Raw genomic sequence first — 11,783 nt, forward strand, 5'->3', positions numbered from 1 at the left:
GTCACCTGGACCATTATTGCAAACCACTTGTAATTGAACGGCTTGAACGTGATTATATTTAATAAGGCCCAAAATCCAGAAACGTCCTATAATCGTACAACGACTATGTATCCATAATAACAACCCGGTGAGATAAGAGTGTCATGAGTTATGAACCGTCCCTTAAGGGATCCACTGCCGTTTCGCACCCGACGCGAGTCGCTTCCGCACGCGAGAAGCTTCTGACAGACGGCAATCTGCCGGACAATACCGTGCGGTCCGTCATCGAAGCCTCATGGCAGCGCTGCGTGACGAGTCAGGTTGATCCGCTAATTGCAAAACGGGCACTGGAACTCAGCGGTGAAGAACTGATGGGTATCAGGCGACAGCACAGGGAACTGCTCTCCGCATCCGAAATCATCATGCGCGAGGCCAAAGAATTACTGGCGGAATCCGGCACCATCATGCACCTTGTGACACCCTCCGGGATGATACTGGATTACGAAGGGGATCCCGACACACTGGAACTGGCCAACAATTACAGTTTAATCCCAGGTGCCAACTGGAACGAGCAGGCAGCGGGAACAAATGCCATTGGTACGGCACTCAACATCGGCGCACCCGTGCAGGTGCACGCCTTTGAACATTTCTGCGAAAACATCAGCCGCTGGACTTGCTCTGCGGCCGTTATTCGCGACCCGTTCGAGAAACGCCTGCTTGGTGCACTGAATATTTCAGGTTTGAAAAACACATTGCATGATTACTGTCTGGCACTGGCCATTTCCGGTGCTCGCAGAATCGAAGGTCAGTTTGCACAACTGAAACTGGCAAAGAGAGATCTTCTGCTCGGCACAACTATTGATCATTTTGCTTCTTCAGGAAATGATGGCGTACTGCTGTTTGATATGGATGGCAAATTGGTTCGCACCAACACTATGGCTGACAAGGTTCTGGCGGCCAGGGGCATAAGAATCAATCTGACGCCATACAACCCCATTCTGACACTTAACAGTGAGGGGGCGTACACTCCCGAACAGGATACCGCACTCAATCAGATAGACCAGCAATGGGTTCAGCCTGTCACCCACCAGGGAGAGCAAATTGGTTACCTGGCCGTCATCCCTCTCCCCGCCCGCTCATCACAGAGAGTATCAGGCAACCCGACAACTATCCCGCCCCCCTCTAAATCCACCGGTTTTTTCCGCCTGGTAGGGCAGAGCGCCCCTTTCCTGAAAGCAGTTCAGCAAGCGAAGCGGGTGGCCAAAGCACCCATACCCGTTCTGCTCCAGGGAGAAACGGGGGTTGGCAAGGAGCTTTTTGCCAGGGCGATGCACGAAGAGGGACCATCCAACACAGGTGAGTTTGTTGCGCTCAACTGTGGCGGACTTTCCAGGGATCTGCTGGCAAGCGAGCTGTTTGGGCACATTGAAGGCGCTTTCACCGGTGCCCGTCGCGGCGGCATGATTGGCAAAATAGAAGCCGCTAACGGCGGCACACTGTTTCTGGATGAGATAGGCGAGATGCCCTTCGACCTCCAGCCAATGTTTCTCCGTGTACTTCAAGAATCAGAGATCTGCCGGGTAGGCGATACCAGACCGCGCAAGGTCAACTTCAGGCTGATCGCCGCCACCAACCGGGATCTGGCTCAGGAAGTGGCGGAAGGTCGCTTCAGGATGGATCTTTACTACCGAATCTCCTCAATGACACTGACGGTGCCGCCATTGCGGGAGCGAACTGGAGATGTCTCACTGCTGGCTCACAATATATTCGCTCACCTGCTGGAGCAACATTCCGGCGACCAGAAACGACTCAGCAAACCACTGCTCGATCTGCTTGAGAAGCACAGCTGGCCGGGCAATATTCGCGAACTGGGCAACCTGATTACCGCCGCTTTCTTTCTCTCCGATCGCGAAGAACTGGGGCCGGAAGACCTCCCCAAGGATTTCCTCGCCGCGAATCTGGAGGGCCATGAAGGCGAAGAAGTGGCCAACCCCCTGGACTTTGCCGAAAAAGAGGTGATTATCCGATCCATTCGGGAACAGGGCGGCAACCTGACAAAGGTGGCCAAACAGCTGAACATTGCGAAGAGCACCCTGTACATCAAACTGAAAAAATACAATATCAAGCGCGCCTGAATAACCTTTTCACAAACTCTCTGTGAAAAACCCTGCCGCTTTGCGTAAAACTCATTAGGGTGCAAACAGGTCCGTTTACCTGGCACCCATATCCTCAAAGGAAAACTCTCTGGCCACCCCCAAGGTGCGAATAGCCAACTGAATCTCTTTGAGAAACAACATCAACGCAACAATTAACAGCACCAGTGCCAACACAAAGAATCCGATAATCAGGCCGCCTATGTGCAACTGCCAGAAACCGCCTACAAACAGACTGACAATTAATACGCAGACCAGCAATCCGGCTGCCGTGCAAAGCCCAATTGACCAGTTGGTGACTTTGGTCCTGCGCCAAAGAAACTTAAGCTCCTGCTGGCAAACCGCTTTCTGTTCGGGGTCACTCAGGCGAATCTCCCGCTGACCCACGAGCCTGGCACGATCAACAATTCGACTTAGCCGGCCGGATATAACATTGAGAAAGCCCGCTATGCCCGCCAGCAGGAATACCGGCGCAACCGCCAATTCAATAATCAATGCCAGATCAGTTATCTCAATCATCGAATTCATCTTTTACTCGCTCCTCGCAATCGATTGCTGGCCCGCGCTGAAATACACCCTGATACGCTCACCCGTGATATAGATCGAGGGCACCAGCAGCAGAGTGACAAAAGTAGCCAACAAAACGCCAAAAGCCAACGAAATTACCATGGGTATCAGGAATTGAGCCTGGGCACTGCGCTCAAACAGTATCGGTGTCAGGCCAAAAAACGTAGTCAGTGATGTCAGCACGATTGGCCGGAAGCGGTCCCTGGCCCCCTGAACAACCGCATCCACTGCATGCCAGCCCTCTTTTTTCAGCTGGTTGATGCGATCAATCAACACAAGATTATCATTGACCACCACCCCGGCGGCGGCCAGCACTCCCATCATTGAGGGCATGCTGATTTCCTTGCCGAACAACAGGTGGCCAATAATGGCTCCGGCAATACCAAACGGTACAGCGCTGAGTACAATAACCGGCTGCCAGTATGATCGGAACTCCACGGCGAGCAAGGTATAAATGGCCAATAGTGCCAGCGCCATCATCTGTAAAAAGCCTATTTCAAAGGCTTTTTGATCTTTCTGTGCGCCGTCAATTTCCAGCGTTAATCCCGGGAACTTCTTCACCAGCTCGGACCAGTGGTCCCGCATAAACACTGCCACGATCTCATCAGCAGAAGCGGCCCCACTAACCAGCTCACCTTCTATCTCGACCATTCGCTTGCGATCACGGCGCTTGATCTCCGTATACCCCGGCACAAACGTGATATCCGCCACAGCATTGAAAGGCAACTCACGACCATCATCCGTCCGGATACGCAACTCATCCAGTGACGATACCCGGGCTCGCTCCGCTTCAGGATAACGAACCATGACTTTGACATCCTCCCGCTCCCGTGGAATGCGCTGAGCCTCGACACCATAAAATGCATTGCGCAACTGTCCGGCAATATCACTCAAACCGACTCCGAGCGTGTCCGCATTGTCTTTAAGACTGATTTCGATTTCTTTGCTCGCTGTACGAAACGAACTGGAGACATTGAAGATCCCGGGGTAATCCAGCAGCAGGGACTCAATTTCCACCGAAGCCAAACGCAACTCATCAATCTGCTTGCCCCTGAGAAGCAAGTTGATCTCCTTGGGCCGCCCCATCAGGGTATATTCAACCCGGTAGTCCTCGACATTTTCAACAGCCCCGATATGTTTCTGCCAGAGCTCAGCCACGGCCTTTGACGAAATCGAGCGGGTTTCGTTACTGGATAACTCCAGAACAACCGAGACGGTGTTTTCCCGACTTTCGGCATAGTGATTTTCAATGACCGAGCGCCCATCCTCGCCAATCAACAGAGGCTCCTGCTTTAACCCCTCTACGCCCCCTTCTATCTGTCGCATAACGGCCAGAGAGCGATCGAAACTGACACCTTCCCGCAGCTCGGCTGATGCCCGCAGGTACTCCCCCTCAACCACCGGGAAAAAAGCGACGCGCAACCAACCGGTAAAGAAAACCCCCAGTATGACAATCAGAACCGCCAGAAACAGCGCCATGGTAATACCGCTGTGACGCAGGCAACTTTCCAACGCCGGCCGGAACTGATGATCCGCAAACTGCTTCATCCACCGGGAAGCCCCGTTTCTCGCCCTCTGCAACCATTTTGCAAACAGCCATGTGGCCTCTTTCTCGGGTTTCAGATGGCGCAGGTGAGCCGGCAAAATCAGGAAGGACTCCAGCAGCGAAAATGTCAGCGCAATAATCGCCACCTTGGGCATTTCTGCCATCAGCTTGCTGGAATCACCAGGTAACAGCAGCATCGGCACAAACACAATGATCGTGGTCAAAACAGCAAAAGTGACCGGCTTTGAAACCGCCAGGGCCCCCAACGAAGCACTGTCATTGCCGCTCAGACCGCGCTCGTGATGCGAGTAGATACTTTCACCCACCACAATGGCGTCATCCACTACGATGCCGAGGATGAGCAGAAAAGCAAATAACGAGACAATATTGACGCTAATTCCCAGGTAGGGCATTAACCACAGGGTGCCCACGTAGCAAATACCAATGCCCGCCGCCACCCAAAAAGCCAGCGCCGGACGTAAAAACAGCACCAGCAGGCCGAACACCAGCAATAACCCGCCGAGAGCATTTTTGGACAGCAGATCAATTCGACTACCCAGGTAAACTGACAAATCGCGCCACACCACCAATTCGACGCCCGGCTGAAGACTGGGCAACTTCTCCGCAACATAAGCTCTGACGGCCTCTGAAGAAGACACAACATCGGGATTGCGGGTATTGAAGAGATTGATAAATACCGCGGGCTTGCCATTGAACATGGATACCAGATCCTGCTCTGCAAAACCGTCGTTAATACGGGCAATATCACCCAACAGAACCTGGGTACCGTCGGTATCCCGCAAGACCACAATGCGTTCAAAATCTTCCCGCTGGTAGGCTTGCCCCCGGGTCTGCAGGACAATGTCGCCCGCTTGCTCACGCACCTCACCGGCGGGCAAATTGACCGATGAACGCCGGATGGCGGCAACAACGTCCTCGAACGTCAGTTGGTAACGGCGCAGTGTTTCCTCGGATATTTCCACGGCGACCTCTTCAGGCCGTGTGCCACCTATTTCCGCCAGAGTGACGCCCGGCAACCCGATGACTTCATCCCGAATGGACTCGGCAAGTCGCTTGAGGTCAGCTTCCGCCATCGGCCCCGCCAGAGCCAGGCTGAGAATCTGGGTTCTTGCCAACACCTCCTTGATCCGTGGTCGCTCGGAATCAACCGGTAAGGTATCAATGGCGTCTACCCGAGATTTCACATCATTGAGCAGCTTCTGGGTATCGTGGCCGTCGGCCACCTCTATCTCAATCCGCCCCATGCCCTGATAGGCAAACGAACGCAGCTCCTCAATACCATCCAGATCATGCACCTGCTCTTCGATGCGAATACAGATCTGCTCTTCAACCTCCCGCGGCCCAGCGCCCGGGTAGGGCACCTCGACCTGAACCACGTCCCTCGGTATTTTCGGAAACATTTCCTTGTCGAGGTCCGGCAAACTGGTCAGGCCACCCACCAGTACCATCAACATCAATAAATTGGCCGCAATGGGATTGCTGACCCACCAATGAATCACCCCCCGACCTGACGTGCTCATGGGAGGTCCGGCGCCGACACAAGCACTGGAGACACCTTCATCCCTTCCACGATATAACCCGGCCTCTCCAGCAGGATCAGCTGCCCCTCCGGTATACCCGTGATCAACAGGCTTTCCTCTAGTACCTGCAGTACCCGAACAGAGCCTGTACGCAACCGGTTTTCCTCATCCAGCACGAGCAGTTGGTCTTTCTCATACAGGGCCTGGCGAGGCACACGAACCACTGCATCAAAGGAGCGGCCCGCCACCTCCGCATTGACAAACAGACCCGCCACCAGAGGTGGCGAATACTGATAGGGATTGGTTACCTCAACAATCCCGTAAATGACTCGACTTCGCGTATCAACCGTGGCATCTGTCCGCACCAGCAGGCCCGGCCAGTTGGCCTGTTGCCCGTTAAACCTCGCCGACAGGGTCACCTGAAGCGGGCTGTCGGCTTCAGGCCTGAGCGGCAGGCTCAAGCGCGACGCCTGACTCGCCGTTAATGGCAGGCGTACCGCCATGGTATGTGTCGCGAAAATCTCTGCCACCTGCGTGCCGGAACTCACATACTGCCCCTGGTTCACCTGTGTCTGGCGTATCAGACCATCAAAGGGCGCGACAATCGTCGTACGCTCCAGATTGATACGGGCCTGCTCGAGATCCGCCCTAGTCCCCGCCAGGGCCGCTTCTGCCGCCTTTAACTGGGGCTCGCGCAGAAACAATGCGTTGCCTTCTCTATTACCCAAATCCCGCCACTCTCGCTTTGCCTGCCTGGCTTGTCCGCGCTCCATGGCAAGGGTTTTCTCTGCCTCGGCGACCCGTGAGGATGCCCGGATGACTTCGATATCGTAATCTCTGGAATCCAGTTGAAGCAGCACCTCGCCTTCACTGAAAAATCCGCCATCGACAAAATTCGCGGAAACAGACATCACCTGCCCCGCAACCTGGGCGGCCAACGCCACTTCAACTTTCGGCTTAACCGTGCCCTGGGTCAGCACACTGACCTGGCGACGCACTGGACGTGCCTTCATAGCAGGGATTTCTGGTGGCACCGGTTCCACCCGGGGCTGCTGGCCTGGCTCAGGTCTGATACCGGCCAGTACGACCACCACCAGAATGGCCACCAGCACAATCACCAGAGGAACAAGCGCTCTTTTTAATCGACCCATGGTCTATTGATCATCCTTCAAATCGGGGAAAGTGACATTATCACAGGATCGCGTGAGATCCCGGCCCTTGCAGCAACTAAACGGGTAGTAATCTGGCGAATATACCCATCACAGCTCAAAACAGCTCCTGTCATCAAAGCTTCTTCAATATGCCATGCCCCGGTCATCTGCGGCCACTAAGTTTCTGACAAAGTTCTGTAATTAAAACTGTGAGGCCAGCTATGCACTATAACGCCATATGGCTATCGGATATTCACCTGGGCTACCGGGACTGCAAGGCAAATTTCTTGCTGGACTTCCTCAATAAAACCCACACCAACCGGCTCTACTTGGTAGGCGATGTGGTCGATTTGTGGGCAATGAAACGCTCTTTTCTCTGGCCACCCAGTCATCACGAGGTGTTGCGCAAAATCATCGATCTGGCGAATAACGGCACCCGGGTGATTTATATACCGGGCAATCACGATGATCTGATGAGAGAAGTGGCTGGCACCGTGCTGCTCAACATCGAGATACACCAGCAATTTGTCCACACCACCCACGAAGGCAAAAAATTACTCTTGCTGCACGGTGATGAGTTCGATCATGCCGTGCTGTGCAACCGGTTTGCGCGCCTGGCGGGGGACGCCGGCTACAGCCTGCTGCTACATTTTAACCGCTGGAGCAACATATTGAGACGTTGGTGGGGGCTGCCCTACTGGTCGCTGGCGCAGTATGTCAAAAACCGGGTCAGAAATGCCCGTGCGGCGATCATCGCTTTTGAAGAAGCCGCGGCCAAGGAAGCCATTCGTCAGGGCGCTGACGGTATTGTCTGCGGGCACATCCACCAACCGGAAATCCGAACGATCGACGGGATTCTCTATTGCAATGATGGCGATTGGGTGGAGAGCTGCACAGCATTGGTTGAACATCGCCAGGGCAAACTCGAGCTGCTTCACTGGGGTGACCTGCAACAGGCGATCAAATGCGATCAGGCGGCCAATGACAGCACGATCAGCGCACCGTATTCACTACCACGGCTCTCCTGAAGGACAACGGCGCCATGGACAATCAGGTCACTGCCTGCGCCAGCGTATTGCGCGCCCCTATCACTGCAGGGTCACTGTTGACCCGCTGTTTCACGACACCCGTCCGCCCCATCGCCAGATAATCAAAACCGGCTTCGGCAACCCGCCTGGGATCAAACAGGTTGCGGCCATCGACAATCATGGGTCGATTCATTTTCTCGGCAAGCGCCACGAAGTCAGGGGCCCAGAAGTGTTTCCATTCTGTACAGATCACCAACGCATCGGCACCTTTCGCCGCAGACTCTTTGGTGCCCACCAGCACCAGGTCGTCGCGATCGCCATAGATGCGCTGACACTCTTCCATGGCACGCGGGTCGTATGCCTGTACCAGGGCGCCATGCTGCCAGAGAGACTCCAGTAGCACCCTGCTCGGGGCCTCGCGCATATCGTCGGTTCGAGGCTTGAATGCCAGCCCCCACACGGCAATGGTTTTCCCCTTCAGGTCACCATTAAAGTAATGATAGAGCTTCTCAAACAACCGCTGTTTCTGCTCGCTGTTGACCTGCTGTACCGCCGACAGCAGGGGGGTGCGGTAACCCACCTTTTCAGCCGTCACCTGCAGGGCACGAACATCCTTTGGAAAACAGGAGCCACCGTAGCCACAACCGGGGTAAATAAAATGGTAGCCAATGCGGGGGTCCGCACCAATGCCCAGACGAACTTTTTCGATATCGGCACCCAGGTATTCGGCAAGATTCGCTATCTCATTGATAAAACTGATTTTGGTGGCCAGCATCGCATTTGCAGCGTATTTGGTCAGTTCCGCTGAGCGCACGTCCATGACCATCAACTTTTCATGATTGCGATTAAACGGCGCATAAAGTTCCCGCATAATGCCGGTAGCCCGCTCGGAACCAGTGCCAAGTACAATCCGGTCCGGCTTCATAAAATCACCGATGGCTGCACCTTCTTTCAGAAACTCGGGGTTTGACACCACGTCAAAGGGTATATCGAGCGCACGATGATGGAGCTTCTTTTCTACCAGGGCCCTTACTTCATCGGCTGTGCCCACGGGCACCGTGGATTTATTGACGATCACGGCAGAGTCCTGCAGATACTCGCCAATGGTATCTGCCACTGACAGCACATGCCGGATGTCCGCCTCACCATCTTCATCACAGGGCGTACCCACGGCGATAAAAATCACTTCACCGTGGGTCACGGCTTCGGCAGCGTCGGTCGTAAATATCAACGATCCCTCCCGTTGCGCCTCTACCAGGTAGTCCTCCAGACCGGGTTCAAAAATAGGGGCTATCCCTCGACGCAACGCATCTATCTTCAGTGCATCCTGATCAATACAGGAAACCTGATGGCCAACATGGGCAAGACACACACTGGTCACCAACCCCACATAGCCTCCACCAAATACCGTCACTCTCATTCCACACACCCCATCATTTGAGTGGATTCATGGTGTGACTGTGGCATGACAGCCTTATGGCATTTTTTTTGGGGTTTTGTGACAGCCCCCGGGCTCTTGCAATGGCGGCAATTCAGTTACACTTAGCTGGCCGTAAACTATCAACTTTCAAACCTTTGCTCTGCCGGGTGCTACTTGCCGGGGAAGACAAGAAAACGATCTTGGCCTGATAAGGAATTTAACTTGCCGCTACTAAAAAACCGTTTGGCCCTGCTGACTGCCGCGACCGGGGAACAGCTCCTGACCGGGATGATCAGGGGTATTGAGAAAGAGAGCCTACGGGTGACACCGGCCGGCAAACTGGCACAGACCCCCCACCCGCCGGCATTGGGGTCTGCGTTGACCCACCCGAAAATCACCACGGATTACTCAGAGGCGTTACTGGAATTCATTACCCCGCCTTCCAGTGATGCCGACCTGGTGCTGCAAACCCTGGAGGATATCCACCGCTTCACTTACCACAGGATTGGCGATGAATTGCTCTGGGCCAACAGTATGCCCTGCCAGCTCAGTGGCGACAGTGATATTCCAGTGGGCTATTACGGCACCTCCAATATCGGCAAAATGAAAAGTGTTTACCGGGTCGGTCTGGGCCACCGCTATGGCCGTCTGATGCAAACGATTGCCGGTATCCACTACAATTTTTCAGCCCCGGATTCACTCTGGGAGATGTTGCGCAAGGCAGAGAATCCCGGCCAGTCGCTGCAGGATTTTAAAACTGAAAACTACTTTGCCCTGATTCGCAATTTCCGCCGCCACTTCTGGTTATTACTCTATCTGTTCGGTGCATCGCCCGGGGTTTGTCGCAGCTTTGTCAGGGGCCGCGAGCATCGCCTGATACCCTTTGGCAAAGATGATCACAGCCTCTACGCACCCGACGCCACCTCACTGAGAATGGGCGATCTGGGTTATCAAAGCACGGCCCAGGAGCAACTGATTGTCTGTTATAACGATCTGCGCAGCTACGTGACCACCCTCCGCGGTGCGCTGGTCAAACCCTATCCGGCGTACGAATCGGTAGGACTCAAAGACCGCCATGGCGAGTACCATCAACTGAGCACCCATTTACTGCAGATTGAAAACGAGTTTTACAGCACCATTCGGCCAAAGCGAACGACCAACACCGGAGAGACACCATTGAGGGCCCTGTGGGAGCGCGGTGTTGAGTATATCGAGGTGCGCTGTATTGACCTGAACCCTTACCAACCACTGGGCATTGATCGTGAGCAGATAGATTTTCTCGATATTTTTCTGCTCACTTGTCTGTTGGCCAACAGTCCGGACACCGATGACCAGGAATACCGAAATATTCTGGATAATCAACGGTGCACGGTTTATCGGGGACGGGATCCTCAGCTCACCCTCCGGGATGGCGGAAGTGACCGATCACTTGTCGAGTGGGCCGAAGCCATATTTGCCGACATGTCACCAGTGGCTGACATGCTGGATGATCACCATGGCGATGACCGTTACCAAAAAACGTTGTTGTCACTCCGCCGCCGGCTGAAGGACCCCTCTCTGACCCCCTCCGCCCGGATGCTGGAGGAAATGGCAGGCACTAACCAGACATTCTTTCGCGTCGCCATGAAATACGCCACCCGGCACCGCGAATACTTTCTGGACACGCCGCTGGACCGGGAGACTGAGGCACACTACCAACAGCTGGCCCGCGATTCCCTGCGACAACAACAGGAGATTGAGCAGCGCGATGACCGAAGTTTTGACCAGTTTCTGGCCGATTATTACCGACAGTATGATTTTCTGCTGTGAACTACCTCGCCCATATCCATCTGGCAGGCCAATGTCCGGAACAGATGATCGGTGGATTACTGGGTGATTTCGTCAAGGGGCCCCTCCGGGGAGATTACCCGCCAGCGATCGAGGCGGGGATTTTACTGCATCGAAAAATAGACGTTTTTACCGACAATCTTCCGCCGGTCCGGACTGCCATCGCTCGCTTCGAACCACCCTACCGGCGTTTTGGCGGAATACTGCTCGACCTCTGCTACGACCACTTTCTGGCCGACAACTGGTCGAGGTATCACCATCGTCCCCTCACAGACTTCTGCCAGGATTTTTACCGCGACCTGTCCGCTTATGCAGAGATTTTACCGGACGGAGCCAAACGTTTCAGTGAAGTGGCGCCCCGGGTAAACTGGCTTGAAAACTACGCACAGTTTCAAAATCTGGAATATATGCTGGAACGCATCGGTCAACGTTTTAAAACACCGGTACCCCTTCACCGGGCTTTCCCGGAACTGCAGCGGGACTACCGGTTATTGTCCAATGAGTTTCACCAGATCTTCCCCCTGTTGATTGAGTTTACTGAAACCCAACGTCTAAAATGAATGGCCTCCTG

General features: G+C 54.3%; 8 protein-coding genes. 4 read left to right on the plus strand and 4 right to left on the minus strand.

All coding sequences use genetic code 11. The features are described 5' to 3' along the window. Positions 1 to 143 precede the first annotated feature (143 nt). A complete protein-coding gene (locus QZ516_RS00330; RefSeq protein ID WP_297184701.1) occupies positions 144 to 2,114 on the plus strand; it encodes a sigma-54-dependent Fis family transcriptional regulator in 1,971 nt (656 codons plus the stop codon). Positions 2,115 to 2,189: 75 nt separating this feature from the next. Here QZ516_RS00330 and QZ516_RS00335 read toward each other — a convergent pair whose 3' ends face one another. The 3 genes from QZ516_RS00335 to QZ516_RS00345 are packed head-to-tail and all read right to left on the minus strand — an operon-like array spanning position 2,190 to position 6,937. Further along, positions 2,190 to 2,651, minus strand: a complete 462-nt coding sequence (locus QZ516_RS00335; protein WP_297184703.1) for a DUF2721 domain-containing protein — start codon at positions 2,649 to 2,651, stop codon at positions 2,190 to 2,192. Positions 2,652 to 2,663: 12 nt separating this feature from the next. Further along, positions 2,664 to 5,786 (minus strand): efflux RND transporter permease subunit, encoded by a 3,123-nt coding sequence (locus QZ516_RS00340; protein ID WP_297184705.1) that lies wholly within the window; start codon positions 5,784 to 5,786, stop codon positions 2,664 to 2,666. Continuing rightward, positions 5,783 to 6,937 (minus strand): efflux RND transporter periplasmic adaptor subunit, encoded by a 1,155-nt coding sequence (locus QZ516_RS00345; protein WP_297184707.1) that lies wholly within the window; start codon positions 6,935 to 6,937, stop codon positions 5,783 to 5,785. Before QZ516_RS00345 ends, QZ516_RS00340 begins: the two co-directional genes overlap by 4 nt. 221 nt (positions 6,938 to 7,158) lie before the next feature. Here QZ516_RS00345 and QZ516_RS00350 point away from each other — a divergent pair, with 221 nt between their 5' ends. After that, on the plus strand, positions 7,159 to 7,965 hold the full coding sequence (locus QZ516_RS00350) for a UDP-2,3-diacylglucosamine diphosphatase (protein WP_297184709.1): 807 nt from the start codon (positions 7,159 to 7,161) through the stop codon (positions 7,963 to 7,965). A 22-nt stretch (positions 7,966 to 7,987) separates the two neighbouring features. Here QZ516_RS00350 and QZ516_RS00355 read toward each other — a convergent pair whose 3' ends face one another. Beyond that, a complete protein-coding gene (locus QZ516_RS00355; RefSeq protein ID WP_297184711.1) occupies positions 7,988 to 9,385 on the minus strand; it encodes a UDP-glucose/GDP-mannose dehydrogenase family protein in 1,398 nt (465 codons plus the stop codon). Between the two features lie 222 nt (positions 9,386 to 9,607). On the opposite strand from QZ516_RS00355, the gene gshA reads away from it, so the two are divergent. Together gshA and QZ516_RS00365 are read left to right on the plus strand one after the other, a co-directional pair. Beyond that, positions 9,608 to 11,194, plus strand: coding sequence for a glutamate--cysteine ligase (gene gshA / locus QZ516_RS00360; RefSeq protein WP_297184713.1), 1,587 nt, complete (start codon positions 9,608 to 9,610; stop codon positions 11,192 to 11,194). Further along, on the plus strand, positions 11,191 to 11,772 hold the full coding sequence (locus QZ516_RS00365; RefSeq protein WP_297184715.1) for an ACP phosphodiesterase: 582 nt from the start codon (positions 11,191 to 11,193) through the stop codon (positions 11,770 to 11,772). Before gshA ends, QZ516_RS00365 begins: the two co-directional genes overlap by 4 nt. The last annotated feature ends 11 nt before the right edge of the window (positions 11,773 to 11,783 follow it).

This window comes from uncultured Porticoccus sp. (assembly GCF_913061305.1).
In the GTDB taxonomy this organism is placed as follows: domain Bacteria; phylum Pseudomonadota; class Gammaproteobacteria; order Pseudomonadales; family Porticoccaceae; genus Porticoccus.